Genomic DNA, 26,960 nt, shown 5'->3' on the forward strand with positions numbered 1-26,960 from the left:
AACTAGAACGTGTTCTCATTACCCTAGGTGCCGGACCGGCCCGGCAGCAAGGAGGCGTGGGTGGAACCGACGCGATTCCGCCGCGAGGTCGCGGGCTGGCTCGCGGACAACCTGACCGGCGAGTTCGCGGAACTGCGCGGCCTCGGCGGCCCGGGACGCGAGCACGAGGCGTTCGACCTGCGCCTGGCCTGGGAACGCCACCTCGCCGCCGCGGGCTGGACGTGCGTCGGCTGGCCTCGCGAGTTCGGCGGGCGCGGCCTGTCCCTCGACGAGCAGGTCGCCTTCCACGAGGAGTACGCCGCCTCGGGCGCGCCGGCGCGGGTCAACCACATCGGCGAGCAGCTGCTCGGCCCGACGCTCATTGCCTTCGGCACCCCTGAGCAGCGGAAACGGTTCCTGCCGAAGATCGTCGCCGTCGAAGAGCTGTGGTGCCAGGGCTACTCCGAGCCCGGCGCCGGTTCCGATCTGGCCGCCGTCTCGACGTCGGCGGTCCTGCGTGACGGCGAGTGGGTGGTCAACGGCCAGAAGATCTGGACGTCCCTGGCCCACGTGGCCGACTGGTGCTTCGTCGTCGCCCGCACCGAACCCGGATCCCAGCGCCACCACGGCCTGTCCTACCTGCTGGTGCCGCTGCGCCAGGACGGCGTCACCGTGCGGCCGATCCAGCAGCTGACCGGGACGTCGGAGTTCAACGAAGTCTTCTTCGACGACGCCCGCACGTCCGCGGAGCTGGTCGTCGGCGAGCCCGGCGACGGCTGGAAGATCGCGATGGCCACGCTCGGCTTCGAACGCGGCGTCTCCACGCTCGGCCAGCAGATCGGCTTCCGCCGCGAGCTGGACGACATCGTCGCCGAGGCGAAACGGACCGGCACCTACGACGACCCCCTGCTGCGCACCGACCTCACCCGCGCCCGGATCGGCCTGCGTGTGCTGCGCGCGCACGCGCTGCGGACGCTCGGCCGTCCCGCCGGACCGGAGGTCGCCGTCGGGAAGCTGCTGTGGGCGCAGTGGCACCGCGGGCTCGGCGAGCTGGCGATGCGTGCCCGGGGTGCGCGGTCGCTCGTCGCCGCCGGCGCCGAGCTGGACGACGCCCAGCGGCTCTACCTGTTCACCCGCGCGGACACGATCTACGGCGGGTCGGACGAGATCGAGCGGAACATCATCGCCGAGCGCGTGCTCGGCCTGCCGAGGGAGGCCCGCCCGTGATCCCCCAGTACCCACCAGGCCACGACCTGCTGTCCGGGAAGGTCGTCGTGGTCACCGCCGCTGCCGGCACCGGCATCGGCTCGGCCGTGGCCCGCCGGTGCCTGGAGGAGGGCGCGAGCGTCGTCGTCTCCGACTGGCACGAACGGCGGCTCGGCGAGAAGGCGGCCGAACTGGCCGCGCTCGGCAAGGTGCACGCGATTCCCTGCGACGTCACGGCCGAGGACCAGGTCCAGGCGCTCATCACCGGCGCGGTGGAGCACTTCGGACGCCTCGACGTGATGGTCAACAACGCGGGGCTGGGCGGGACGAAGTCGGTGCTGGACATGGCCGACGACGAGTGGTCGCGGGTCTTGGACATCACGCTCACCGGGACCTTCCGCTGCACGCGGGCGGCGCTGAAGCAGTTCGTCGCCCAGGGCGGCGGCGGGGCGATCGTCAACAACGCGTCGGTGATCGGCTGGCGCGCCCAGGCCGGGCAGGCGCACTACGCGGCCGCGAAGGCCGGGGTGATGGCGTTGACGCGGTGTTCGGCGCTCGACGCCGCCGAGCACGGCGTCCGGATCAACGCCGTCGCGCCGAGCCTGGCCATGCATCCGTTCCTCGCCAAGGTGACCAGCGACGAGCTGCTGGAGGACTTGACCAAACGCGAAGCGTTCGGCCGCGCCGCCGAGCCGTGGGAGGTCGCCAACGTCATGGTCTTCCTCGCCAGCGACTACGCGAGCTACCTCACCGGCGAAGTCGTCTCCGTCAGCAGCCAGCACCCCTAGGAGTTCTCGTGCCCGAAGCCTTCCTCCTCGACGCGGTCCGCACGCCCGTGGGACGCCGCGGCGGCGCGCTGTCCGGGTGGCACTCCGCCGACCTCGGCGCGCACGTCATCAAGGCGGTCGTCGAACGCGCCGGCGTCGACCCGGACCTCGTGGACGACGTCATCCTCGGCTGCACGGACACCCTGGGCCCGCAGTCCGGGAACATCGCGCGCACGGCGTGGCTGGCCGCGGGGCTCCCGGACCACGTGCCCGGCGTGACGATCGACCGGCAGTGCGGGTCGAGCCAGCAGGCCGTGCACTTCGCCGCGCAGGCCGTCCTGTCCGGCACGCAGGACCTCGTGCTGGCCGGCGGGGTGCAGAACATGAGCCGCATCCCGATCAGCGCGGCGATGCTGGCCGGGCGCGAGTACGGCTTCGACGACCCGTTCTCCGGCTCGAAGGGCTGGCAGGAGCGCTACGGCAGTGTCGAGGTGTCGCAGTTCCGCAGCGCCGACATGATCGCCGCGCACTGGGAGATCAGCCGGTCCGCCATGGAGGAGTACGCGCTGCGCAGCCATCAGCGCGCGCTCGCGGCGATCGACGAAGGCCGCTTCGACGCCGAAATCGTCCCGGTCGACGGCTTCCGGCAGGACGAAGGCCCGCGCCGTGACACGACGTTGGAGCGGATGCGCGGCTTGAAGCCGCTCAGCGAAGGCTCCCGGCTGACGGCGGCGGTGGCCAGCCAGATCTCCGACGGCGCAAGCGCGGCGCTGGTCGCGTCCGACCGCTTCGTCCGCGAACACGGCCTGACCCCGCGGGCGCGCATCCACCACCTGTCGGTGCGCGCGGCCGACCCGGTGTGGATGCTGACCGGCCCGATCCCGGCCACCTCGCAGGCGCTGCGGAAGACCGGGCTGGGCGTCGAGGACATCGACCTGTTCGAGGTCAACGAGGCGTTCGCGAGTGTGGTCCTGGCCTGGCTGGACGAAACCGGCGCGGACCCCGACCGGGTCAACGTGAACGGGGGCGGGATCGCCCTCGGCCACCCGATCGGGGCCACCGGCACCAAGCTCCTGGCGACGCTCCTGCACGAGCTGGAGCGCCGCGGCGGCCGCTACGGCCTGCAGACGATGTGCGAAGGCGGTGGCACCGCCAACGTCACCATTATCGAGCGGCTCTAGCTCAGCCGAGGGCGCGCAGCTTCGGCAGCACGTCCTCGGAGAACTGGCTCAGGAACCGCTCCTGGTCGTGCCCCGGGCCGTGGAAGACGAGGTGGTTGAGACCCGCGTCCAGGTACGGCTTGATCTGCGCCACGGCCTCGTCCGGGTCGGACGCGACGATCCACCGCTTCGCGACCTGCTCGATCGGCAGCTCGTCGGCCAGCCGTTCCATCTCGTCGGCCGAAGTGACGCTGTGCTTCTGCTCAGCCGACAGCGACAGCGGCGCCCAGAACCGCGTGTTCTCCAGCGCCTTCTCGTGGTCGCGGTCGTAGGACAGCTTGATCTCGATCGTCCGGTCGACGTCCTCGACGGTCTTCTCGGCCGCCTCCGCGCCTTCCTTGACCGCCGGCATCAGCTTCTCGGTGTAGAGGTCCATGCCCTTGCCGGACGTGCAGATGAACCCGTCGCCCGCGCGGCCCGCGTACTTGGCCACCACCGGCCCGCCCGCGGCGATGTACACCGGAACCGGCTGCTCCGGGCGGTCGTAGATGCGCGCGTCGACCAGCTTGTAGTACTCGCCGTCGAAGTTCACGTTGTCGCTGGTCCACAGCTCGCGGATCAGCTTGATCGACTCACGCAGCCGGGCGAAGCGCTCCTTGAACTCCGGCCACTCGCGCCCCGACACGGCGATCTCGTTCAGCGCCTCGCCGGACCCCACGCCGAGGATCACCCGGCCGCCCGACAGCAGCGACATCGTCGCGAACGCCTGGGCGATCACCGCCGGGTTGTACCGGAACGTCGGGGTCAGCACGCTCGTGCCGATCTGCACCCGCTTCGTGCGCTCGGCGACCGCCGGCATCCACGCCAGCGCCCACGGCGCGTGCCCGCCTTCGTGCCGCCACGGCAGGAAGTGATCCGACACCCAGACCGAGTCGAGGCCGGCCTCTTCGGCGCGCACGGCGTATTCGACCAGGTCCCGCGGTCCGAACTGCTCCGCGGAAGCCTTGTAACCGACCTTCAGCGCCACCCTCGCTCATCCTCCCGTTTCCCGGCCGAGGCGGCGAAGGATCTCACCTGCCCCGGCCACTGTGCCCTCGACGATTTCGGCCACCGTGGGCAGGTCGTGGATCATGCCCACCACCTGTCCCGACGCTAGCACTCCCGCGTCCGTCCGGCCGTCGACGAGCCCCGCGCGCAGCAGCATCGGGGTGTTCGCCGCCATGACCAGCTGGCTCCACGTCAGTGCGTTGCCGTGCTTCATCGCCAGGCCTTCTTTGACCATCGCAACCGGGGACAGTCCGGTGATATTCCGGAAGCGGAGCGCGTTTTTCGCCGCCTGCGCGAGCCCGCGCAGCCGGCCGGTGCGCTCCAGCTTGTCGACCAGGTCGGTGCGCAGGACCCGGTGCGGCAGGCCGTCGACGCGCCGGGTGACCACCGTCCCGGTGAGACCCTGCTCGAGGTAGACGCGCTTGACCTCGTCCGGGACGGTGCTCTCCTTGCTGAGCAGGAACCGGGTGCCCATCGCGACGCCGGCCGCGCCGTAAGCCAGCGCGGCGGCGAGGCCGCGCCCGTCGAAGAACCCGCCCGCGGCGACGACCGGGATGTCGACGGCGTCCAGCACGCTCGGCAGCAGCAGCGTGGTCGCCACTCCCCCGGTGTGCCCGCCGCCTTCGCCGCCCTGGACGATGACGGCGTCCGCGCCCCAGGCCGCGACCTTCTCGGCATGGCGGGCGGCCCCGACCGAGGGGATCACGACGATCCCGTGGTCGCGCAGCTTCGCGATCATCTCCTTGCGCGGCGCGAGCGCGAACGACGCGACCTTGACCCCCTCACGGATCAGCAGGTCGACGCGGTCGCCGGCGTCGGCCGCGTCGGCGCGCAGGTTGACGCCGAACGGTTTCCCCGTCCGGTTCTTGACCTCCGCGACCGCCGCTTCCAGCTCGGGGTAGGTCATCGTGGCCGACGCCAGGATGCCGAGCGCGCCCGCTTCCGCGGTCGCCGACACCAGCCGCGGCCCGGCGACCCAGCCCATCCCCGTCTGGACGACGGGGTGGTCGATCCCGGCGAGCTCGGTCAGCGCCGTCTTCACGCCGGGACTTCCTTGTCGCGCAGGCCTTTCGGGTCCAGCACTGCGCGGATGATCCGCAGTTCTTCGTCCGTGGGCTCACGGCTCGTTTCCGCATCGCCGAAGTCGATCTCGAACGCGGTCGCCGCCGTGACCTCCTCGCGGGTGACGCCGGGGTGCAGCGACACCGCCCGCATCGAGTGGTCCGGCGTGCCGAAGTCGAACACCCCGAGGTTCGAGACGACCCGATGCACGTCGTGGAACTTCTCGGCCGACGGGCCCGCCTTCGCGGCGTTGTCGTAACCCACGCCCGACACGACGTCCACGGTGTCCACGAAGACGCGCGTGCTGTGCCGCGGAACCCAGTAGCTGGTGCGGTGGTTGACGGTGTTGCCCGGCGCGCCGCGCACCCCGAGCAGCTGCTTCTTCGGCCGGGCGTGGTCGCCGATGGCGGAGATGTTCTGGTTGCCGTGGCGGTCGACCTGGTTGGCGCCCATCACTACGTGCCGCCGTCCGTGCGGGACGATCGTGTCGAGCATCTTGCGGAACGGCTGCCAGCCCTCGACTTCCCCGTCGGTCGTGACCAGAAACGCCTCGCCGTCGGACATGAGCAGGTCGGGTTCGAAGGTCAGCCGGGCGAGCTTCGCGCCCAGCTGCGGGACCAGGCCCATCGGGCTGACGACGATCTCGCCGTCGCCGCGGAACAGCTCGGCCACCGCCACGACGGCGATCTCGGCCCGGGTCGCGCTCATGCCGCCTCCGCCTCGAACTTGTCCACTTCGGACAGATAACGCGTCTCGTCCCCGGACAGGAACCGGTCGGCGAACCCCGGCCACGCCTCGGGATCCTTGGCACAGGCGGCGTAGTGCCGCTGGAACCGTTCGTCGCGGCCGTAGTCCGGCACGGCGGTGGTGAAGTGCGCGCCGCGTGGCGCCTCGACGACACCGTCCACGCTGCCGCGGTTGAGCAGCAGCGACTGCACCGGCCCGCCCGCCATCAGGTCCGGTGTTTCGACGACTTTTTCGACCGAGACGAACCGCTTCGCGGCGGCCAGGCAGAACAGGTCGTCGAAGTACGGGTCCGGGCCGAGGTACTGGGCGTTGCCGCGGGCGTCGGCCCGGTTGAGGTGCACCAGCGCGACGTCCAGGTGCTGCGCCGGCACCGCGACCAGCTCCTCGCCGTCGGCGTAGGGCGAGCGGACGGTCCGCAGGTCCGGGTTGGCCCGCATCACTTCCGAGCCGAGCCCGGCTCGCATCGGCAGGAACGGAAGCCGTTGCGCCGCAGCGGAAAGCGCCGCGCCGAACATGCCCTCGTCGTACTCGGTGACGGCGATCGCGCCGGTCTCGCGGGCGCGGCCGAACCACGGGTCGTACGGGATCGAGTCGAGCGTGACGAACCCGAACACGACCCGCTTCACCTTCCCGGCCGCGCACAGCAGGCCGACGTCGGGACCGCCGTAGGAGACCACGGTCAGGTCCTTCACCGGCGTGCGCAGGAGCGCGCGGACCAGCGCCATCGGCTTGCGCCGGGAGCCCCAGCCGCCGATGCCGATCGTCATGCCGTCGCGGATCTCCGCCACGGCGTCGTCGGCGGTCGTGCGCTTATCGGCCATTCAAGAACTCCTCGCGGGCTTCGTCGGACGCGCCGAGCAGGTTGAGTTCGAAGGTGAAACCCTGCTCGAAGCGGTAGCTGCGGTGCACCTGCTGGGTGTCGATGCCGTTCAGGGCCTCCTTCGCGGCCCGGATCACCCGCGGGTCCTTCTTCGCGATGTCCCGGGCGACGGCCATGGCCGCGTCGTCGAGCCCGGCACGCGGCACGACCTCGTAGACCGAGCCGTGGGCGTGCAGCTCGGCGGCGGTGATGCGCCGGGCCGTGAAGTAGAGCGTGCGCATGAGGTGCTGCGGCACCAGCCGCGCCAGGTGTGTGGCGGCCCCGAGCGCGCCGCGTTCGACCTCGGGGACACCGAAGGTGGCGTCGTCGGAAGCGATGACGACGTCGGCGTTGCCGACCAGGCCGATGCCACCGCCGAGGCAGAACCCGTGCACCGCCGCGACCACTGGCACCGCGCAGTCGTAGACCGCGCCGAAAGCGGCGTAACAGCCTCTGTTCGCGCCGACGAGCGCGTCGTACCCGGCGCTGCGCTGGATCTCCTTGATGTCGACGCCGGCGTTGAAGCCCCGGCCTTCCGCGCGGAGCACGACAACGTGGACGTCCTGGTCGTCACCGGCCTTCTTGAGCGCGTCGGCCAGGTCGCACCACCCCCGCACGGGCAGCGCGTTGACCGGCGGGTAGTCGACGGTGATCACTTCGACGTGGCCGTCGCGCTTGGTGAGGATGCCCATCAGCTCGCTCCGTACACGGGTTCGGGCTCGGGCGCGCGCTCGAGCAGGTCCTTCACGACCGGGCCGAGTTCGGCCGGGTCCCAACGGCCGCCCTTGTCGACGGCCGGGCCGTGCCGCCAGCTCTCCGCCACGGCGACCTTCCCGCCCTCGACCTCGAAGACGCGCCCGGTGACGTGCGCGGACTCTTCGCTGCCGAGCCAGACGACCAGCGGCGAGACGTTTTCCGGCGCCATCGCGTCGAAGCCCTCGCCGGGCCGCGCCATCGACGCGAACACCGCCTCGGTCATCCGGGTCCGCGCGGCCGGCGCGATCGCGTTGACGGTGATGCCGTAGCGCGCCAGCTCGGCCGCCGCCACGACGGTCAGTCCGGCGATCCCCGCCTTCGCCGCCGAATAGTTTCCCTGGCCGACGCTGCCCAGCAGCCCGGCGCCCGAGCTCGTGTTGATGACACGCGCGCTCGGCGTCCGCCCGGCTTTGGCTTCGGCGCGCCAATGTTCGGCGGCGTGCCGCAGGGGCGCGAAGTGTCCCTTCAGGTGGACGCGGACCACCGCGTCCCACTCGTCCTCGCCGAGGTTGACCAGCATGCGGTCCCGGACGAAGCCCGCGTTGTTGACCAGCACGTCGAGGCGGCCGAAGTTCTCCAGCGCCGTGTCGACCAGGTGCTTCGCCCCGGCCCAGTCGGCGATGTCGTCGGTGTTCGCGACGGCCTTGCCGCCCGGCGCCTCGATCTCGGCGACGACTCCGGCGGCCGCGTCCCCGTCCACGTCGTTCACCACGACCGGCGCGCCTTCGGCGGCGAAGGCGAGCGCGTGGGCCCGCCCGATGCCGCGGCCGGCGCCGGTCACCACGACCACGCGGTCCTGGCACAACCTGCTCACGAATCCTCCTGGTGGTTGACGTCGGCCGCGGCGAGGAACGCCGGGACCTCCCCGCCGCCGTGGACGCGCAGGGTGGCGCCGGAGACGTAGGAGGCGAGGCCGGAGGCGAGGAACGCGGCGCAGGCGCCGACCTCCTCGGGCTCGGCGAGGCGGCCCAGCGGCACGGTCTTGCCGACCGCCTCGATCGCGGCTTCGCCGCCGTAGTGCAGGTGGGCCTGCTCGGTGCGCACCATGCCGACGTCCAGGGCGTTGACCCGCACTTGGGGCGCCCACTCGACGGCGAGGCTGGCGGTGAGGTTGCCGAGCCCGGCCTTGGCGGCGCCGTAGGCCGCGGTCCCCGGCGACGCGCGGGTCCCGCTGACGCTGGAGATCATCACAATCGAGCCGCCGCCGTCCTGGCGCTGCATGACGGCGTTGGCTTTCTGGGAGACCAGCAGCGGGGCGAGCAGGTTCAGCTGGACGATCTTCTCGTGCAGCCGCGGCGACGCCTCCGCGGCGGGCGCGAAGGGAGCACCACCGGCGTTGTTGACCACGACGTCGAGGCGGCCGTGGCGTTCGACGATCCCGTCGATCAGGGCGGTGACCTGGGCTTCGTCACGGACGTCGCACTGGACGAACTCGGCGTCGGTGGGGGTTTCGTGCCGGGCGCAGGTGACGACGCGGGCGCCGTGGGCGAGGAAGACGTCGGTGATGCCCCGGCCCACGCCGCGGACGCCGCCGGTGACGAGCACCACGGCGCCGGTCAAGCCCAGATCGGTCTGCACAGCTCAAAACTAGAACACGTTCTTACTTTGGGCAAGGTCGGCGGACCGGCCGCGGCTGAGATCATGGACGCATGGACAAGCAGTGGCCGCCCGCACCATCCGGCACCACGGGCTGGCTGCGAGATCTGTGCGGCGACGGCCTGACCGGCTTCTTGCCACCGCCGATGCCTGACGCGGCATGGGTTCTCAACACGATGTACGAACACGAGCAAGGGCCCACCGGCACGACACACCACGAGTACCGCCAGGCGCGCCTGGCCGCGGGCGAGGTCGAGCCGATCACCCTCGGCGGCATCAACCTCGAAGCCACGACCGTCACGACGGGCGGCGGACTGGGCCGCGCCGAGCACCCCGGCCCCGGCTGGCGACGGCTGCGCTGGGCGGAGCTCGCCGAGCGCGTCGGCGATCCCGTCGTTCCCCGGGGACAGCTACCCGGCCATCGGTGCTTCCCGTCGGTCACGAGGGACGGCAGCTGGCCGCTCGGCATCATCCCGCCCACCGAAGGAAGCCTCGACCGGGAAACGTGGACACGGCTGGTCGACGTCCTCGTCGAGCACGGTCCCGCCGGGCCGGACACGCCATGCCTGGCCTACTACAGCCCGGCGACGCTCGGGTTTCGCGACCTGGAGAACCTCGTGGTGCGCACCGGACGCCTCGGCGACGCCGGACTCTTGTACGACAACCCCGAGCCCGACTTCAGTCCCTCGAACCTCTGGGCCGAGGACCGCTCCTGGTGCCTGGGTACCGACTACGACCTGTGGGGAACCAAGGTCGCCGGCCCGCCCACTCTGATCGAAGCGCTGCTGAACGACCCGCAACTCGAAGCGGTGCGGCTCCCCTGGGCGGACTAGAACGCGTTACGCCTCACTCTTCGCGGCGTCGTACCTCGCATTGGCTTCCACGACCTCAGGCATCTGCCCCTCGACATCCTCGATGAGCGACAGCAGCAGCGCCGCGGTCCGGCGGCCGCGCGGGGTCAAGCTGTATTCGACCTTCGGCGGGATCGTCGGCTGGGCCTCGCGGTGCACAAAACCGTCGCGCTCAAGGGCCTGCAGGGTCTGGGCGAGCATCTTCTCGCTCACCCCCGACACGCGGCGGCGTAAAGCATTGAAGCGGAGCGTGCCGTCGTGGAGGGCGGCCATCGCGAGGATCCCCCACCGGCCGGTGATGTGCTCGAGCGTCGCCCGGGAGGTACAGGCCTGGGCGAAGACGTCGAACATCACCTGCCCGTGCTCGTCCAGCCACTCCGGCGCCTCGCTCATGGGTCAACGGTACCTCGCGACCCCGAGAAACCCAGGTGAGCGTGCTCACTGGAAGTTTGCACTTTCTCAAAGTTAGTACACTCTGTGGGTAAGCAGTCCAGCAGCGAGGAGAAGCAGATGATCGTGGTCACCGGCGCCACCGGCCAGCTCGGCCGCCTGGTCGTGGAAGGCCTGCTGAAGAAGGTCCCCGCCGCCGAAGTCGTCGCGGCCGTGCGGGACCCGGAGAAGGCCGCCGAGTTCGCCGCGCGCGGGGTGCAGGTGCGGCGCGCCGACTACGACGACCCCGCGAGCCTGGCCGCCGCCTTCGCCGGCGCGGACAAGGTGCTGCTGATCTCCAGCAGCACCCCCGGCCAGCGGCTCGCGCAGCACGAAGCCGTCGTCACCGCCGCTCGCGAAGCCGGCGTCCGGCACCTCGCGTACACGAGCGTCCTGTTCGCCGACACGACGAAGCTGTTCGTCGCGCCGGACCACAAGGCCACCGAGGAGGTCATCCGCGCGTCCGGCCTGCCGTTCACCTTCCTGCGCAACGGCTGGTACACCGAGAACTACGCGCAGACGATCAGCCAGGCCCTCGCGGTCGGGTCCTTCGCCGGCGCCGCGGGTGACGGCCGGTTGGGCGCCGTCCCGCGGGCCGACTTCGCGGAGGCGGCCGTCGAGGTCCTGACCGGCGAAGGGCACGAGGGCCAGGTGTACGAGCTGGCCGGCGACGAGCCGTTCGGGTACGCCGACCTCGCCGCCGCGGTGACGGCCGCGGCGGGCACCGAGGTCACCTACCAGGACCTGCCGGTCGAGCAGTACCGCAAGGTCCTCGTCGGCGCCGGCCTGCCCGAGCCGGTCGCGGCGATGCTGGCCGACGCCGACCGCGGCATCGCGGCCGGCGAGCTGGCCTCGACGTCGGGCGACCTGAGCCGGCTCCTCGGCCGGCCGACGACACCCCTGGCCGAGGCCGTCACCGCGTTCGTCAGCAGTTCGACGGCGCCTGCGCCCCGCTGAACCGCTTGACGATCCACTGGTGAGCGTCCGCGTTCCCGGCGAGGATGCCGGTCGCGTGGTCGGAGACGTAGGTCTGCCACTGCTCACGGACACCGGCCGCGCAGTAGGTCCGGTGCAGCGTCTCCGCCTGTGGCGTGTTGACGATCTCGTCGGTGCTCGCGTGGTACTGGAACACCGGCACCCGCGGCGGGCTGGCGCCGAGCTTGTTCTGCGCCAGCCGCGCCTGCCACTGCGGTGTGCCCAGCGGGTTCGTCGTGGTGTAGTCACTGATCTTCTTGAACGAGTAGTTCAGCAACAGCTCGGCGACGCAGGCGTTCTTCTTCGCGTCGCCGAGCTGCTGCCGTCCGGTCGCGTTCAGGAACGAATCCAGCTTCAGGTCCGGGTACGCGGCGTCGAGCCCCACCGCGGCGAAGGCCAGGAACCCGAACCCGACGTACCCGTCGAGCCCCTTGGCGACTTCGGTCAGGTCGGCCGGAACACCGCCGGCGACCACGCCGACGACGTTCAGCTCGGGCGCGTAGGTGGGTTGCTTCTCCCCCGCCCACATCGATCCGCCGCCACCCTGCGAGTACCCCTGGAAGATCACCTTCGCCGACTTCGCCAGCCGCGCCGACGGCAGGTTCTGCGCCGCCCGCACCGAGTCGATCACGGCCGGGCCCATGGACTGGCCGGTGATGTAGGTCGGCACCGTCGTCGGCGAGTAACCCTCGTAGTCGGTCACGGCAACCGCGTACCCGCTGGACAGCGAGTCGTTGATCGCCGGCTGGTCGTAGAGCGTGCCGCGTTCCATCGCCTTCGACGCGGTGCACTTGAACGCCGGGCCCTGCGTGCCCACCGCGTACCCGACGATCGGCGCCGCGGCCGGGTCCTTGCCCTTCGGCACCAGGATCGTCCCGGTCACCGCGTCCGTGCGGCCCTGCGCGTTGGTCGAGAGGTACATGACCTGCCAGGCGTCGGCGTTGGCGGCGTTCAGCAGCGGCACCGACGGGCGCCAGCGCAGGACGTCACCGGGTTTCCCGGCCGGCAGCGGCGACGGCGGAGTGTAGAACGAGTCGTCGAACGGACCGGGCAGGATCGGGGCCGCCGCCGCGCCGGCGGGCGGGCTCGCGGCCACCACTCCCCACGCCGCCAGCGAGACGCCGAGCAGCGCCGACAGCACGCGTCGCAAAGGGACAGACTTCACCACAACCTCCATCGGGGAAAGGGCTCTGACACCAGAAGGGAAGCGCTCAGGCGGGCAGGCCGAGCGCGCCGGCCAGGACCGGCCACGAGTTGTGCAGGGCCCGCTGCCAGTACGGCCAGCTGTGCGTGCCCGGCCCGTAGTAGTCGACGGTCGCCGGGATGCCGGCCTGCCGCAGCTTGTCGGTGAAGCTCTGCGAAGACAGCAGCGCCGACGGCTCCAGCACGTCGCTCTGGCCGGGCGGGTCGAGCGGCCCGGTCCGGCCGTTGCCGCAGGAGAGGTAGAGCGCCGTGCCGCGCAGGTCCTGTACGTGGTCGTAGGGGTTGTGCGACGACCAGATCGGCTGCATCCCGAAGGAGTCGCCCCAGAGGTTCAGGTAGTTGAAGATCCCGGCGCGGGCCAGGATGCCGCCGATCCAGACCGGGATCCCCGGGAAGAGCGTGTTCGGCACCCCGCTGTAGGACGCCGCCGCGCCGAACATCCCCTTGTGCTGGAAGGCGTACGCGAGCGCGCCGTACCCCCCGATCGACAGCCCGGCGATCGCCCGGCGGGTGCCGCCGTGGTACCCGCGCTCGACGATCTGGCGCACTTCGGCGGTGTGGAAGGTGTCCCAGTCGGGTTTGCTGGACAGCCCGAAGTTCCACCACTTCGTGTACATCCCGGCCGGGCCGTCGGTCGGCATGACGACCAGCGCGTCCTTGGTCGCGGTGAACGCCTTCACGTCGGTGAACTGGTCCCACGACTTGTAGTCGACGGGCTCGCAGCAGCCGTGCAGCAGGAACAGCACCGGCCAGGTCCGCGTGGGCTGCGCGGCCCAGCCGCTCGGCACGATCAGCCGGACCATCCCGGTGGTGCCGAGGGCGGGCGAGTCGATCTTCAGGTCGACGGTCCGGGCGTCGAGCCAGGTCTCCTGGACGACCTTCGCGCCGTCGTCGGCCACGGCGGGGCTCGCCTGGGCGGCGGTGACACCACTGGCCAGCAGGACCACGACGGCCAGCATCAGCAGGGTGGCTCTCATCGAAGTCTCCTTCACAGGGGGATGTTTCCGTGTTTCCTGGCCGGCAGGGTCTGCCGTTTGGTGCGCAACGTCCGCAGGGCGCGGGCCACCAGCAGGCGCGTCTGCGACGGCGTGACGACCTGGTCGACGTACCCGCGTTCGGCCGCCAGGTACGGGCCCGCGTGGCGCTTGCGGTACTCCTCGGTGAGCTGCCGGTGGGCGGCGGCGCGCCGCTCGGGCGGCAGCTTCGCCAGCTCCCGCCGGTAGAGCACCTGCGCCGCGCCCTCGGCGCCCATCACCGCGATCTCCGCCGTGGGCCAGGCCATCGTGACATCGGCGCCGAGGTGCTTGGAGCCCATCACGGCGTACCCGCCGCCGTAGGCCTTGCGGACGACCACGGTCACCTTCGGCACCGTCGCCTCGGAGTAGGCGTAGATCAGCTTGGCGCCGCGGCGGATGATCCCGCCGCGCTCCTGGTCCGTGCCCGGCAGGTAACCCGGGACGTCGGCGAGGGTGAGCAGGGGGATGGTGAACGCGTCGCAGAACCGCACGAACCGGGCGGCCTTTTCGGACGCGTTGATGTCGATCACGCCGGCCGCGTGCCGCGGCTGGTTCGCCACCACCCCGACCGTGCGGCCCTGGACCCGGCCGAACGCGCAGATCATGTTGGGCGCGAAGCCGCTGTGCACCTCGGTGTACTCGCCGTCGTCGACCAACCGGACGATCAGCTCGGCCATGTCGTAGGTCTGGTTCGGCGAGTCGGGCACCAGCCGGTCGAGCTCGAGGTCGGCCGGGGTGACGGTGGCGCTGGTGTCGTCGGCGTACTCCGGGCCGGTGTCGAGGTTGTTCGACGGCAGGTACCCGAGCAGGGTCTGCACCCACTCGATCGCGTCCTCCTCGTCGGCGGCCCGGTGGTGGGCGTTGCCGGCGACCTCGCTCTGGACGGCCGCGCCGCCGAGCTCCTGCGCGGTGACCCGCTCGCCGGTGACGGCGTGGACGACGTCCGGGCCGGTGACGAACATGTGCGAAGTTCCCTCGACCACCACGGTGAAGTCGGTGATCGCCGGCGCGTAGACCGCGCCGCCGGCACACGGGCCCATGATCATCGAGATCTGCGGGACGACACCCGAAGCGTGCGCGTTGCGCCGGCCCAGCTCGGCGTAGTACGCCAGCGACACGACGCCTTCCTGGATGCGCGCGCCGCCCGAGTCGTTGATCCCGACGACCGGGCAGCCGATGCTCATGGCCAGGTCCATCACCTTGAGGACCTTCTCGCCGGAGACCTCGCCCATGCTGCCGCCGAAGACGCTGAAGTCCTGCGAGAACACGCAGATCTGCCGTCCGTCGACGGTGCCGTGCCCGGTGACGACGCCGTCGCCCCACGGCCGGTTGGCGTCCATCCCGAACTCCGCGCACCGGTGCCGCGCGAACTGGTCCAGCTCGACGAACGACCCGGGATCGAGCAGCAGCCCGATCCGTTCCCGCGCGGTCAGCTTGCCCTTGGCGTGCTGCCGGTCGACGGCCCGCTTCTCGGCGATCCGGACGACTTCGTCCTGCCGCGCCGCGAGGTCGGCGATCCGGAAGGCCGTGGTCGGCCTGAGCTCGTCCATCAGCGCACCCCCACTTCGAGTCTCTCCGCCAGCGCTCCGGTCAGCTCCGCCACGTGGGGCGGGTCGATCATCGAGACGTGGTCGCCGGGCACCCGCACGACCTCGAGGCCGGCGCAGTGCTCGTCCCAGCCGAGGGCCGGGTCGGTGCGCAGGTAGCGCGGGTCGAGCGCGGTCGTGAGCGGGTGCGGGTCCCGCGCCCGCAGCAGCAGCACCCGGCCGTCGTAGCGGACCGGGGTGTACCGTTCGGCGACCCGGGCGTCCACATAGGACTCGTACTGGTGCCGCAGCACGCCCGGCCCCAGGTCCGGCACCTGCGCGGCCAGCCGGTCCATCACCCAGCGGATCTGGGCGGCCTCGTCCAGCCGCGCGAGCTCCTCGCGTGGAACCGCGAACGGCACGCCGTAGGTGCGCGAGATGTGCGCGGCGAACCGGTCGAAGCGGTCGAGCAGCAGCTCCCCCACCGGTTTCCCGGGCGCGGGCAGCGGCAGGATCGTGTCGATCAGGAACACCAGCTCGACCGGCTCGCCCGCCGCCGTCAGCACCCGTGCCGTCTCGTAGGCGAGGCAGCCGCCGAACGACCAGCCGCCCAGCCGGTACGGCCCGTGCGGCTGGATCTCCCGGATCAGCTCGGTGTAACACGCCGCCTTGGCTTCGACGGTGTCCTCGTCGTCGATCCGCTCGAACCCGTACACCGGCTGGCCTTCAGGGAGCAGCCGGACGAGCTCGCGGTAGACGCTCGTCGGCCCCCCGGCCGGGTGGAACAGGAACACCGGCTCCCCGACGCCGTCGCGCAGCAGCCGCACCGGCCCGTCGCCGTGGCCTTCCAGCTCGGCCCGCAGCAGGTCGGCCAGCGCGGCGACCGTCGGCGTGGCGAACAGCCGGTCGACGGCGGGCACCGCGCCGAGCTGCTCAGCGAACACCGCGCGCAGCCGCCGCGCGCGTCCGGGATCCCCGCCCACGGCGAAGAAGTCGTCGTGCACCCCGGGTTCCGGACCACCCAGTTCGGCCTGCCAGTGGCGGGCGACCCAGCGCTCGGCCGGGTCGCGCGGCCCCGCTCCCCCGGGCTCGGCCGGGTCCGACGTGCCGAAACCGGCCTGCTCGGCGAGGTGACCGGCCAGCTCCGCCAGGCTCGCCCCGCGCAGCAGCAACGGGATCGGCAACGGCAGTCCGAAGTCGCGTTCGACCGCGCCCCTCGCCCGCATCGCCGACAGCGAGTCGAGCCCGAGCCGGGTCAGCGGCACGTTCCGGTCGACCTCGGCGTACCCCAGCAGGCCCGCGACGAGCTCGGCCAGGTGGTCGGCCATCGCGGCCCGCGCAGCTTCGTTCGACCTGCCACGCACCGACTCCAGACCGTCCCAAGTGGACTCCGTGGGCTCCGGCGTGAAGAGGGCGAAGAACGGCCGTTCGGCCAGCCGCGGGAACAGCTCCAGCACCGTCTCGGCGGCCACCCGGGCAACGCCGGTCGCCGCGCGGTCGCGCGCCAGGACGGCGCCGAGGGCGGAGAGCGCTTCCTCGGTGCCGAGCGGCTCGAGGACCGGGTTGCGCGACCCGGCCGCGGCGCCGATCTCACCCCAGGCGCCCCAGCCGATGGTCGCCGCGGGGAGTCCTTGGGCCCGGCGCCAGGTGACCAGCGCGTCGGTCCACGCGTTCGCGGTGGCGTACGCGGCCTGGCCCGGCGAGCCGAACAATGCGGCCGCGGACGAATAGACCAGCCACCAGTCGAGATCGTGCCCGGCGGTCGCCTCGTGCAGCCGCCAGGCGCCGAGCGCCTTCGGCCGCCAGACGGCTTCGAGCGCGTCCGCGTCCAGCGTGATCGCCGCGCCGTCGGCCAGCACACCGGCTGCGTGCAGCACTCCGCGCAACGGCACACCGCCGTCGGTGGCGGCCGCGACCAGCGCCTCGGCCGTTCCGGGCTCGGCGATGTCCCCGGCCACCACCCGGACGTCGACGCCCAGGTCGTCCAGGCCCGGGTCGGCGGGGTGGCGGCTGCAGAGCACCAAGCGCGTCGCCCCGCGGCCGGCCAGCCACTTCGCCGCAGCCAGCCCGAGGCCACCGAGTCCACCGGTGATGACGTAGGCACCGTCGCGGACCGGCTCGCGCAGCGGGTCGCCGAGCTCCGGCCGGACCAGGCGGCGGGTGTGACGGATGCCTTCGCGCCAGGCGACTTCGTCGTCCGGGCCGTCCGCGGAGACCTCGTCCCGCAGCTGGCTCGCCCAGAGCCGGGCCGGGTCCGGTTCGCCGTCGAAGTCGACCTGGCTCACGCGGAGCTCGGGGTGCTCGAAGGCGAGCACGCGCACCAGCCCGCGCAGCGCCGCCACGCCGGGATCGCCGCGCTCGCCGGGTTCGATGCTCTGCGCGCCCGCGGTGACCAGCCACAACCGCGGCGGCGCCGGGAGTTCGGCCAGCTCGGCGGTGATGCCGGACAGCGTCACGACCAGCCGGGCGGCACGGGCCGGGTCCGGCGCGGTCGTCCCGCCGAGCAGCGCGACCACCGCGGCCGGTTCCTTCTCGCGTAGCTGCTTCGCGAGTTCAGCGCGGTTTTCGAGGCCCTCGCCGTCGAGCATGATCCAGTTCGGCTCGTGTCCGGCCGCGGGCAGGTCGGCCGGCTGCCAGGTCGCTTCGAACAGCAGCCGGGCCAGGGCCGCGTCCCGGAACCGGCGGCAGTAGACGTCCCGGAACTCCACCAGGACGGCGTCCCCGGCGTCGACCAGCTGGACACTGCCGAGCAGGCCGTCCCCGGAGGGATCGACCGAACCGAGGACGGCGTCGACCCGCACCCCCTTGCGCGGATCCCCGGCGACGACGACTTCGCCCACGGTGAGCGGCAGGTAGAGCGCGTCCGCCTGACCGACGGCCGCGGCCAGCGCGTGCAGGCAGGCGTCGGCGAGCGCGGGGTGCAGCACGTAGGCGGGATGGTCGGCCTCCGGCAGCACGATCGCCGCCGACGCGCGTCCGGGAGTGGCGGTCACCCGGCGCAGGCCGCGGAAGACCGGGCCGTAGGACTGGCCCAGGTCAGCCAGCACGCGGTAGAGGTCGACGGGCTCCCCCGTGACCTCGCCGAACGGCGCCGACGGCGTGCCGCCGCTGCCGAGGCGGGCGGTGGCGTGCCGGATCCACTCGCCGTGGGCGGACTTGGCGTGCACGCTCAGCTCGGTCCCGGTGCGGGTGGTCGTCACCTCGGTGTGCTCAGCCAGCGGGAGGACCTCGCGCAGCTCGAGGTCACGGACGTGCCCGCCGGCGGCGAGCGCGAGTTCGAGGAAGCCGGTGGCCGGGAAGACGGGCGTGCCTCCGACGGTGTGGTCGGCCAGCCAGGGCAGCACCGCCGTGCCGACGTCGGCGCGCCAGAGGTGGGTGTTTCCGCCGGGTTGTTCGATGTGGACACCCAGCAGTGGATGGCCAGTGCCGGTGCGCGGGATGCGTCGCGGCCAGAATCGTTCGTGACGCCAGACCGGACCGGGCAGCTCGACGACGGGCGTCCGCGGGCGGCCGGCGAGATCCGCTTCACCGCGGACGTACAGCCGGGCGAGGCTGGTGAGGAAGGCGACCCGTTCGTCGACCCGGCGACTGGCCGAGGGCAGGCAGGGTTCCCCGGTGGTCTGCTCGATCGCGGCGGCGGCCACCGGGTGCGGCGAGACTTCGACGAACACCCGGTGCCCATCGGCCGCGGCGGTGTCGAGGGCCTGGCTGAACCGCACCGGACGGCGCAGGTTCGCCGCCCAGTACTCGACGTCGAAGGCGGGTGTTTCGCGGGGATCGTCGAGAACGCTGGTGTAACAAGGGATTTCCGGCTTCCCGGCGGTCAGGCCCGCGAGGGTGTCGCGGAACCGCCCGAGCACGGCATCGACGGCGGCCGAGTGGCCGGCCCCGCCGACGGGCAGCCGCCGGGCGAGCCTGCCGAGGCTTTCGGCGTGGTCGACGAGGGCATCGACCTGGGCGGCGGCGCCGGTGACGGTGCACTGGGTCGGAGAGGCGTAGACGGCGACGGTGACCTCGGGGAACTTCGCCAGCTCGGCCGGGGACAGCTCGACGACGGCCATCGCGCCATCACCACCTTGGTCGAGTTCGGCGAGCAGGCGGGCCCGGCTGGTCATGACGCGCAGGCCGTTCCGGACATCGAGCGCCCCGGCGACAACGGCGGCGGCGACTTCACCCATGGAGTGCCCGAGCACGGCGGCGGGGGTGATGCCGTGGGCGCGCCAGAGTCCGGCCAGGGCGAGTTGCATGCCGAAGAGGGCCAGCTGGGTTTTGGCGAGGTCGGTTCGTTCTTGGGTGAGGAGGTCGTGGAGGGAGGTGCCGGTTTCGGTTCGGAAGACGGGGTCGAGCGATTCGACTTCGGCGCGGAAGGCGGGTTCGGAGTGGAGGAGGTGGTGGCCCATGCCGTGCCATTGGGAGCCGTAGCCGGAGAAGACGAAGACGACACCAGGATCGGCGACCGCGGCAGGCGGTTCGGCGCGGAGCTCGGCCGGACCAGCAGCGCCACCAGCGGCAGTGCAGCGACCGGCCCCGTCCACCGACTCGGCAGTACGAGCGCCCGTGCCCTGGGGCTCGGTCGAACCAGCAGCGGCCGCGGCGCCAGGTTCCACCCGCCCGGCCACATCACGGATGTCCGCGACCACACCACCACCGGCCGCCAGCTCCCTCAACGCGCCGACCACATCCCCGCGGCCCGCACCGACCACCGCGCCGCGCACCGATAGGTGCTCCCGCCGATGAGCCAGCGTCGAGGCCACCGCCCCGAGGGGCATCTCCCGCGCCGCCAACCACTCCGCCAGCTCCCCCGCCCGCGCCCGCAGCGCCTCTGCCGACCGGGCCGAGAGCGCGAACACCTGCGGACCATCCACATCGGCCCGCACCGGGAACGAAGCCGCCGGCCACTCCTCCAGCACCACGTGCGCATTGGTCCCGCCGAACCCGAACGCCGACACCCCTGCCCGCGCCACGCCCGAATACCGCGGCCACTCCGCCGCCTCGCCGGCCACCCGCAACCCCCTGAAATCCACGTGCGGGTTCGGTGACCGGAAGTGCAGGCTCGCCGGCACCCGCCGGTTCAGCATGGCCAGCACCACCTTGACCAGCCCGGTGATCCCGGCCGCGCCTTCGAGGTGGCCGAGGTTGCTCTTCACCGAACCGACCAGCAACGGCCGCTCGGGCGGGCGCCCGCTCCCGAGCACCGCCGTCAGCGCGCCCGCTTCGAGCGGGTCGCCCAGTGGCGTCCCTGTTCCGTGCGCCTCGACGTAGTCCACTGAGGACGGCTCGACGCCCGCCGCCGCGTAGGCGTCGCGCAGCAGGGCTGCCTGGGCTTCCGGGTTGGGCGCCGTCAGGCCGTTGGACCGGCCGTCGGAGTTCACCGCGCTGCCGCGGATCACCGCCAGGACCCGGTCGCCCGCGCGCCGCGCCGCCCGCAGTGGCTTGAGCACCACCACCCCACAGCCCTCACCCCGGACGATGCCGTCGGCGGCGGCGTCGAACGGCTTGCAGTGGCCGTCCGCGGCGAGCACCCCGGCGCGGTGGAAGCCCGCCGTGATGCCGGGTGACAGCAGCACGTTCACCCCGGCGGCGAGCGCGGTCTCGCTCTCGCCGAGCCGCAGGCTCTGCACCGCCTGGTGCACGGCCACCAGCGAAGACGAACACGCCGTGTCGAGCGTCAGGCTGGGCCCGCGCAGGTCGAGCAGGTACGAAAGCCGGTTCGCGGTGATGCTCGCCGCCGCGCCCGTGCCGGACCAGACGTCGACCCCCGCGACGTCGGTCATCGTCAGCGAGCCGTACTCGGTCGCCGACAGCCCGACGAACACCCCGGTCCGGCTGCCCCGCAGGCTCGACGGCGGGATCCCGGCGTGCTCCAGCGCCGCCCAGGCGACCTCCAGGACGATCCGCTGCTGCGGGTCCATCGCCTCGGCCTCACGCGGGGTGATGCCGAAGAACGCGGCGTCGAACCCGGCGACGTCCGCGAGGAAACCCCCGCGCGGCGGCACATCGGCGAAGTCTTCGGCGGGCGCGAACGTCTCCCAGCGCCCCTCCGGGACGTCGCCGATGCCGTCACCGCCGGCGTCGAGGAACCGCCAGAAGGCGTCCGGGGAGTCGATTCCGCCCGGCAGACGGCAGCCGAGGCCGACGATCGCGATCGGTTCCCCCTCCACCACCGGCGAAGCAGCCGCCACCGAAGGATCCACAGTGGATAGATGGGTCGCAAGAGCGTTGATCGTCGGGTACTGCCAGACCAGCGTCACCGGCAGCGGGCGGCCCAGCACAGCACCGAGGTCGGCGGCGAGGCTCGTCGCGTCCCTCGAGGACAGTCCCGTCTCGCTCAGGGGACGGTCGGGGTCCACCGCGCCGACCCGGGCGACGAGCCAGGCGCGGATCTCACCGGCGTTCATCCCAGCCGCCGCGAAGCCAGCGAACCGTCCAGATAGGACTCCCGGCACCGCGCCCGGCTGATCTTGCCGCTCGACGTGCGCGGAACTTCGCCGGGTGGCAGGAAAACGACGTCGTGCAGCCGCAGGCCGTGCCCGGCCGACACCGCCGAACGCAGCGCGGCCGCCGCTTCGGTGACGTCGGCATCGCTGTCCTTGGCCCGTTCCAGCACGACGACCGCGGTTTCCCCGTCGGCGCCGTCGATCGCGAGCACCGCGGCCGAATGCGGGCGGACCGCGGGGTCGTCCTCCACGGTCTGCTCGACGTCCTGTGGGTAGTGGTTGCGCCCGTCGACGACCACGAGGTCCTTCAGCCGGCCGGTCACGAACAGCTCGCCGTCGACCACCACGCCGAGGTCGCCGGTCGCCAGCCAGCCCGCGCCGGTGTCCGGGTCGAGCGGCGGCAGGCCGAACGTGGCCGCCGACGCGTCGGGCCGGCCCCAGTACCCGCGGCCGACGTTCGGGCCGCTGACCCGGATCTCGCCGACCTCGCCCGGCTTGACCTCCGAACCGGTCTCGAGGTCGGTGACGCGGACACGCTGGCCGACCGGGCGGCCGCACGAGACGAGCGTGGTCGCGGACGCGCCCGGGGCGGCAGGCTCGGCGAACCCGGCGGCCAGCCGGGCCCGGTCGAACGTGGCCTGCCGCGCCGGGTTCCCGGCGTCGGTAACAGAAACGAAGACGGTGGCTTCGGCCAGGCCGTAGGACGACCGGTGTGCCTCGGGCCGCAACCCGCACTCTGCGAACGCGGCCTGGAACTTCGCGATCGTCGAGGGCAGCACCGGCTCACTGCCGTTGATCAGCGACACGACCCGGCTCAGGTCCAGGTAGCTCTTCTCGGCCTCGGTGACGCGGGAAGCGCTGTAGGCGTAGGCGAAGTTGGGCGCGGCGCTGATCGCGCCGGGGCTCGCGGAAAGCGCACGCAGCCACCGCGACGGCCGTTCGAGGAACGCCAGCGGGTCCAGCAGGAGCGACGCCATGCCGCCGGCCATCGGCGCGCCGATGCCGAGGATCAGGCCCATGTCGTGGAACAGCGGCAGCCAGCTGACCGTCGAGGTCGTCCGCGCTTCGGCGCCGTACGCGGCGCACGCCTGACGAGCGTTCGCGAGCACGTTGCGGTGGGTCAGCACAACCCCGGCGGGCGAGCGGGTGGACCCCGACGTGTACTGCAGGTACGCCGGCGCATCCGGATCCGGCCGGGGCCAGTCGCGCGGCGGGACCGGAGCCAGTGCGTCGACGGCGACCACCGCCGGACCGCCGGTGAACGCACGCACGACGTCGACCTCGTCGGTCGTGGTGAGCACGACTCGCGGGGTGCAGTCCGCGAGTGCCGCGGTCAGCCGGCCCGCGTGCCCGGGCAGGCCGGGCGCGAACAGTGGCACGGCGACGAGGCCCGCCCGGAGCGCGCCGAGGAACCCGATGACGTAGCCGGCGGACTGCCCGGCGAGCACCGCCGCCCGCTCCCCCGGCGCGGCGATTTCGCTCAACCGCGCGGCAACCGCGTCGACGCGCTCGTCGAGCTGACGCCAGGTGAGCGTGTTCGCCCGGCCGTCCGCGGACACGCGGTGGTCCAGGTGGGTCAGCGCGACCTCGTCGCCGAGGACCCGCGCCCAATGGCTCAACAGGGTCGCGAACGATTCGGCGTCGCCGTCCGTTCCCCCGGTGACGGGAAGCGGCTCGGAAATGGTTTCCATGGTCCCTCGCAGATAGCGTTTACCGGCGCAGTGAAGAGGTTTCCGGCGGACATTGTCAATCGGGCGATCTCGGATGCTCACGGGGAAACGGGTTACGGCACCGCGCGTTTGTCACGCGGCGACGAGGTTGTGGCGGAAGGGGTGCGCACCACCCGCACGGCCAGCAGCGCGCCGACTAGGGTCAGGACCGCCGCGGCGAGCAGCCCGGCGGTGTACCCACCGGCCAACGCCGTCCCGGGCGCCGCGCCCGCGTCGAGCCGTATTCCCCGCACCGCGGTCAGCACGGCGCCGATGAGCGCCACCCCCAGCGCGCTCGACAGCTCGCGGGACGCGCTCAGCAGCCCGGACGCCGTGCCGGAGTACCGCTCGGCGACAACGTCCAGCGCGTGCGAGGTCAACGGCGTCGTGAATGCCGACCCGGCCCCGATCAGCACCAGTCCGGGCATCCGCGGGGAAATCGCGGCGATGTGGTTCACGGCGGCGAGCGCCAGCAGCCCGGCGCCGACGACCGTGAGCCCGCCCGCGACAGTCCGATGTGGACCGAACCGCGCCACCGCGCCCGGCACCAGCGGGGTCGCGGCCAGCACCGCCGCCGCCACCAGCACGAGCGGCAGCCCGGCGCCGACCGGGTCGAGCCCGAGGAACTCCTGGTGCAGCAAAGGCGTGAAGAAGAAGACACCGGAGATTCCCAGTCCCCACAGCACTTGCACGGCGAGCGAGCCGACGAACACCCGGTTGCCGGTCAGGGCCGCCGGCACGAGCCGGTCGTGAGCCCGCCGTTCCCGGACCACGAACCCGGCGCCGAGCGCGACACCCGCGACGAGCAGCGGCACCGCGAGCGCGGTTCCGGACTGGACGAACGCCGCCGTGACCAGGACCAGGCTCGCCGTCACGACGATCACGGGTCCGGTCGCCGGACGCGGGGCATCCGGGTCCCGGCCGCGGGGCACGGCGGCCGGGACCAGCACGAGCATCACCGCGACGAACGGCAGGTTCACGAAGAAGATCCAGCCCCAGCCGAGCGACGCGCTCAGCACGCCGCCGAGCGCCGGGCCGAGCGCCAGCGCTGCGGCCAGGCAGGCCGTCCACACCGCCGCGGCGAGCGTCCGGCCGCGAGCGTCGAGGTTCGTGCGCAGCAGGCTCAGCAGGCCCGGCACCAGGAACGCGGCCGCCGTCCCCTGCAGCACCCGGGCCGTGACGAGCACCTCGACCGAACCGGCCAGCCCGCCGAGGGCCGCACCGAGGCCGAACGCGAGCAGGCCCGCGGCGAGCGTCGCGCGGCGGCCCCAGCGGTCCACCAGCGTGCCGGCGACCAGCAGCAGACCCGCGAACGGCAGCATGTACCCGAGCGCGACCCACTGCAGCGCCCCGAGGTCCAGCACGAGGTCCCGCGCGATCGAGGGCGCGCCCGCCGCGACGATCGTGTTGTCGAGGGTGGTGACGAACGCCCCGAGCGCGACCAGCACCAGCGTCGGGAACCGGCGCGTCATCGGGAGCTCCCGATGAGCTCGCGGGTGACCACAGCCCGACGTCGGCGTGGGAACCACCAGTTGGCGGCGCCCAGGCGGGCCATCACCGCGGGCACGAGCACACACCGGACGACCACCGCGTCGAGCAGCACGGCGACGGTCAGTCCCACCCCCGCCTCCCGCACGACCCGGGCGTCCACGAAGGCGAACGACACGAACACCAGCGCCATGATCAGCGCGGCCGCGGTGATGGTCCGCCCGGTCGCCGCGACGCCGTCGACCACCGCTGCCCGCGTGTCCCCGTGGCGGCGCCACGCCTCCTGGATCCGCGCGATCAGGAAGACCTCGTAGTCCATCGACAGCCCGAACAGCCCGGCGAAGAGGAACACCGGCAGATAGGGCTCGACCGGCGCGCCGAACACGGCCACGACCGCGCCCGTCGTCGCCGCGGCGGTCAGCAGGTTCATCACCGCCGCCGTCACCGGGATCAGCACACTGCGGAACACCCAGGCGAGCACCAGCACCGAAAGGCCGACAACGCTCATGAGGAACAACGGCAGCCGCGCGGTGATCGCCGCCGAGAAGTCGGCCCGGGCCGCGACGAGCCCGCCGACGTGCGTGTCCGGGCCGCCGAGGGTGGTGGCCATCGTCCGCGTCCAGGCCAGCAGCTCCCCGGTGGCCGGATCGTCGGACGCGGTCCGCGGGACCACCGTGAGCAGCCAGCCGCCGGGCAGCGGAGTGGGCGGGCCGACGTCGGCCCGGGCCCGCAGCGCTTCCCGGAGCGTCCCGACGGACCCGTCGCCGGTGCCGGTCACCAGCAGCGGAGTGGCGGCGCCCGGGCCGAACCCGGTGTCCAGCAGCTCCGCGGCGGTCTTCGTGACGCTGCCGGGCGGGTCGTGGGCGGCGTCCGGCACCCCGAGCCGCAGCCCGGTCATCGGGAGCGCGAGCACGGCGACCACCAGCAGCGCGGCGAGCGTGTACGGACCGGGCCGCGCGGTCACCGAACGCGCGAGCCGGGCCCAGCGGGCGCCGGTGCCGTCCCCCGCGACGCGCATCCGGCGCGCGACCGGCCGCAGCAACGCGGGCAGCAGCGTCAACGCGGCCGACGCGGTCAGCAGCACGGAAACCACGGCGGCCACCGCGATCCCGTCGAGGAACGGCATGCCGACGGTCAGCATCCCGGCCAGCGAGACACTCACGGTGAGCCCGGCGAAAACGACGCTGCGGCCCGACGTCGCCGCCGCGGCGGCCAGCGCCACCGCCGGTTCCGCGCCTTCCCGGCGGCCCTGCCGGAACCGGGTGAGCACGAACAGCGCGTAGTCGACGCCGACGCCGAGCCCCAGCAGCGCGGCGATCTCGGTGCTGATCTTCGGCACGGTCATGACGTGCGACAACAGCGTCACCACGGCGAGCGCGCAGCCGACCGAAACCGACGCGGTGAGGACCGGGAGCAGCACACAGCTCAGGGACCCGAAGGCGGCCAATAGGACAAGAGCCGCGGCGAGCAGGCCGATCCCGGCGTTGCCCAGGTCGGGCGCGGCGGCCGTCATCCCGGCGAGCTCACCCGCGGCGCCGGCGGTGAGGCCGTCCGCGTCACGGACCACGGCGGCCAGCGCGTCGGCCGGGCCCTGGCCGAGGTCCGCGGCCGGCGCGTCGAACCGGACGGTGAGCACTGCGGTCCGGCGGTCGCCGGACACCTCACCGGGCGTGACGGACACGACGTGCGGGAGCGCCGCCAGCCGGGTGACCAAGGCGTCGACCCGGACGCGGACCGTGCCGGAGTCGACCGTGCCGTCCGACGGGCGGACGACCACCCGTTCCTCGTCGCCGGCCGCTCCGGCGCCGCGCAGCAGGTTCGCCGCCGCGGTGCTGTCCGCAGTGGGCAGCGCCACCGTGTCGCGGAAGGCCGCACCGGTGTGCAGCACGGCGAAACCGAGCCCGCCGAGTGCGGTCAGCCACAGGAAAACCACCGCACCGGCCCGGCGGAACGACCACGAAACGAGCGTTTTCATCCCGTCTCCTTCCGGTCGCGTGGTTGATCACGCTAACAACCGGACGGCGTATGAAGATACGGACCGGGACCACAAATCGGCACGCGAAAACCCTTGTGGTGATGAGTGTTCCGCCGCTTGTCGGACAGGTGACAAACCCCGGCGCGGCAGTTGGGTCCCGCGTGACAGAACC

General features: G+C 72.6%; 20 protein-coding genes. 5 read left to right on the top strand and 15 right to left on the bottom strand.

Features of this window, described 5'->3' with window-relative positions:
- Positions 1–60: 60 nt before the first annotated feature.
- From ACZ61C_RS35510 to ACZ61C_RS35520, 3 genes are read left to right on the top strand one after another with little or no spacing between them, the layout of a single operon-like run.
- Entirely contained in the window at positions 61–1,206 is a 1,146-nt protein-coding gene (locus ACZ61C_RS35510) for an acyl-CoA dehydrogenase family protein (RefSeq protein ID WP_465312267.1), read from the top strand.
- Complete coding sequence (locus tag ACZ61C_RS35515) at positions 1,203–1,973, top strand: SDR family oxidoreductase (RefSeq protein WP_465312268.1); 771 nt, start codon at positions 1,203–1,205, stop codon at positions 1,971–1,973. The genes ACZ61C_RS35510 and ACZ61C_RS35515 overlap by 4 nt, the downstream gene beginning before the upstream one ends.
- An 8-nt stretch (positions 1,974–1,981) precedes the next feature.
- Positions 1,982–3,133, top strand: coding sequence for an acetyl-CoA C-acetyltransferase (locus ACZ61C_RS35520; protein ID WP_465312269.1), 1,152 nt, complete (start codon positions 1,982–1,984; stop codon positions 3,131–3,133).
- Between the two features lies 1 nt (position 3,134).
- Here the strand turns inward: ACZ61C_RS35520 and fgd are convergent, their stop codons facing one another.
- From fgd to ACZ61C_RS35555, 7 genes are read right to left on the bottom strand one after another with little or no spacing between them, the layout of a single operon-like run.
- Positions 3,135–4,139 (bottom strand): glucose-6-phosphate dehydrogenase (coenzyme-F420), encoded by a 1,005-nt coding sequence (fgd, locus tag ACZ61C_RS35525; RefSeq protein ID WP_465312270.1) that lies wholly within the window; start codon positions 4,137–4,139, stop codon positions 3,135–3,137.
- A 6-nt stretch (positions 4,140–4,145) separates the two neighbouring features.
- Positions 4,146–5,201 carry an NAD(P)H-dependent flavin oxidoreductase gene (locus ACZ61C_RS35530; RefSeq protein WP_465312271.1) on the bottom strand — a complete coding sequence of 352 codons (1,056 nt, stop codon included), beginning with the start codon at positions 5,199–5,201 and terminating at the stop codon, positions 4,146–4,148.
- Positions 5,198–5,929: a CoA-transferase subunit beta gene (locus ACZ61C_RS35535; RefSeq protein WP_465312272.1), complete on the bottom strand. Its 732-nt coding sequence runs from the start codon at positions 5,927–5,929 to the stop codon at positions 5,198–5,200. The genes ACZ61C_RS35530 and ACZ61C_RS35535 overlap by 4 nt, the downstream gene beginning before the upstream one ends.
- Complete coding sequence (locus ACZ61C_RS35540; RefSeq protein WP_465312273.1) at positions 5,926–6,789, bottom strand: CoA transferase subunit A; 864 nt, start codon at positions 6,787–6,789, stop codon at positions 5,926–5,928. The genes ACZ61C_RS35535 and ACZ61C_RS35540 overlap by 4 nt, the downstream gene beginning before the upstream one ends.
- Positions 6,779–7,519 carry an enoyl-CoA hydratase family protein gene (locus tag ACZ61C_RS35545; RefSeq protein WP_465312274.1) on the bottom strand — a complete coding sequence of 247 codons (741 nt, stop codon included), beginning with the start codon at positions 7,517–7,519 and terminating at the stop codon, positions 6,779–6,781. The genes ACZ61C_RS35540 and ACZ61C_RS35545 overlap by 11 nt, the downstream gene beginning before the upstream one ends.
- Positions 7,519–8,397 carry an SDR family oxidoreductase gene (locus tag ACZ61C_RS35550; protein ID WP_465312275.1) on the bottom strand — a complete coding sequence of 293 codons (879 nt, stop codon included), beginning with the start codon at positions 8,395–8,397 and terminating at the stop codon, positions 7,519–7,521. The genes ACZ61C_RS35545 and ACZ61C_RS35550 overlap by 1 nt, the downstream gene beginning before the upstream one ends.
- Positions 8,394–9,161, bottom strand: coding sequence for an SDR family oxidoreductase (locus tag ACZ61C_RS35555; RefSeq protein WP_465312276.1), 768 nt, complete (start codon positions 9,159–9,161; stop codon positions 8,394–8,396). The genes ACZ61C_RS35550 and ACZ61C_RS35555 overlap by 4 nt, the downstream gene beginning before the upstream one ends.
- Before the next feature lie 71 nt (positions 9,162–9,232).
- On the opposite strand from ACZ61C_RS35555, the gene ACZ61C_RS35560 reads away from it, so the two are divergent.
- On the top strand, positions 9,233–10,012 hold the full coding sequence (locus ACZ61C_RS35560; RefSeq protein WP_465312277.1) for a hypothetical protein: 780 nt from the start codon (positions 9,233–9,235) through the stop codon (positions 10,010–10,012).
- Positions 10,013–10,018: 6 nt separating this feature from the next.
- Here the strand turns inward: ACZ61C_RS35560 and ACZ61C_RS35565 are convergent, their stop codons facing one another.
- Positions 10,019–10,423 (bottom strand): winged helix-turn-helix transcriptional regulator, encoded by a 405-nt coding sequence (locus tag ACZ61C_RS35565; RefSeq protein WP_465312278.1) that lies wholly within the window; start codon positions 10,421–10,423, stop codon positions 10,019–10,021.
- 117 nt (positions 10,424–10,540) lie between these two features.
- Between ACZ61C_RS35565 and ACZ61C_RS35570 the strand changes: the two genes are divergently transcribed.
- The gene (locus ACZ61C_RS35570) at positions 10,541–11,416 is read left to right on the top strand and encodes an SDR family oxidoreductase (protein WP_465312279.1); all 876 of its coding nucleotides are present in this window, start codon (positions 10,541–10,543) and stop codon (positions 11,414–11,416) included.
- Here ACZ61C_RS35570 and ACZ61C_RS35575 read toward each other — a convergent pair.
- The 7 genes from ACZ61C_RS35575 to ACZ61C_RS35605 all read right to left on the bottom strand — a co-directional run bounded on the left by ACZ61C_RS35575 (position 11,385) and on the right by ACZ61C_RS35605 (position 26,788).
- On the bottom strand, positions 11,385–12,599 hold the full coding sequence (locus ACZ61C_RS35575; RefSeq protein ID WP_465312280.1) for a lipase family protein: 1,215 nt from the start codon (positions 12,597–12,599) through the stop codon (positions 11,385–11,387). The two genes, ACZ61C_RS35570 and ACZ61C_RS35575, sit on opposite strands and share 32 nt — an antisense overlap.
- 46 nt (positions 12,600–12,645) lie before the next feature.
- The gene (locus ACZ61C_RS35580; RefSeq protein WP_465312281.1) at positions 12,646–13,614 is read right to left on the bottom strand and encodes an alpha/beta hydrolase; all 969 of its coding nucleotides are present in this window, start codon (positions 13,612–13,614) and stop codon (positions 12,646–12,648) included.
- Positions 13,615–13,625: 11 nt separating this feature from the next.
- On the bottom strand, positions 13,626–15,203 hold the full coding sequence (locus tag ACZ61C_RS35585) for an acyl-CoA carboxylase subunit beta (protein ID WP_465312282.1): 1,578 nt from the start codon (positions 15,201–15,203) through the stop codon (positions 13,626–13,628).
- Entirely contained in the window at positions 15,203–21,577 is a 6,375-nt protein-coding gene (locus ACZ61C_RS35590; protein WP_465312283.1) for an SDR family NAD(P)-dependent oxidoreductase, read from the bottom strand. The genes ACZ61C_RS35585 and ACZ61C_RS35590 overlap by 1 nt, the downstream gene beginning before the upstream one ends.
- Positions 21,574–23,307: a fatty acyl-AMP ligase gene (locus ACZ61C_RS35595; RefSeq protein ID WP_465312284.1), complete on the bottom strand. Its 1,734-nt coding sequence runs from the start codon at positions 23,305–23,307 to the stop codon at positions 21,574–21,576. Before ACZ61C_RS35595 ends, ACZ61C_RS35590 begins: the two co-directional genes overlap by 4 nt.
- A 92-nt stretch (positions 23,308–23,399) precedes the next feature.
- Positions 23,400–24,797 (bottom strand): MFS transporter, encoded by a 1,398-nt coding sequence (locus ACZ61C_RS35600; protein WP_465312285.1) that lies wholly within the window; start codon positions 24,795–24,797, stop codon positions 23,400–23,402.
- The gene (locus ACZ61C_RS35605) at positions 24,794–26,788 is read right to left on the bottom strand and encodes an MMPL family transporter (RefSeq protein WP_465312286.1); all 1,995 of its coding nucleotides are present in this window, start codon (positions 26,786–26,788) and stop codon (positions 24,794–24,796) included. The genes ACZ61C_RS35600 and ACZ61C_RS35605 overlap by 4 nt, the downstream gene beginning before the upstream one ends.
- Between the last annotated feature and the right edge of the window lie 172 nt (positions 26,789–26,960).

It is taken from the genome of Amycolatopsis sp. NPDC104587, assembly GCF_055583645.1.